The organism is Alkalihalophilus lindianensis (assembly GCF_032843265.1).
Lineage (GTDB): Bacteria > Bacillota > Bacilli > Bacillales > Bacillaceae_D > Alkalihalophilus > Alkalihalophilus lindianensis.
In genome coordinates this window covers 1-245 of sequence record NZ_JAWJBA010000843.1, presented here as the reverse complement: position 1 = coordinate 245, position 245 = coordinate 1, and the positions used below count along the sequence as shown (strand labels likewise).

Genomic DNA, 245 nt, shown 5'->3' with positions numbered 1-245 from the left:
ACCCCATCTTCTGCTGAAGAGGTGGGGAATAGGCCATATATGGAAAAAATGTACTTTATCCCCTCTGGTACAGAAGGACAGTATCAACCCGGAGCAAAGGACGAGCCTGATAGCTATTTACCTGCTGAAGATATGACTCGTGTACCATTAGATTATCAGATTTTAATTGATATAAGAAGCACTGAGCCGTTAATCATAATTGAGCCTTAGATGACGTTTTTTGGAGAAATAGAGGGGACTGTAAC

Annotated in this window: 1 protein-coding gene; it reads left to right on the top strand. The window is 41.2% G+C overall.

The window, feature by feature from the left end:
- On the top strand, nt 1-210 hold a 210-nt coding region (locus RYX56_RS24530), incomplete at its 5' end, for a hypothetical protein (protein ID WP_317124411.1).
- Between the last annotated feature and the right edge of the window lie 35 nt (nt 211-245).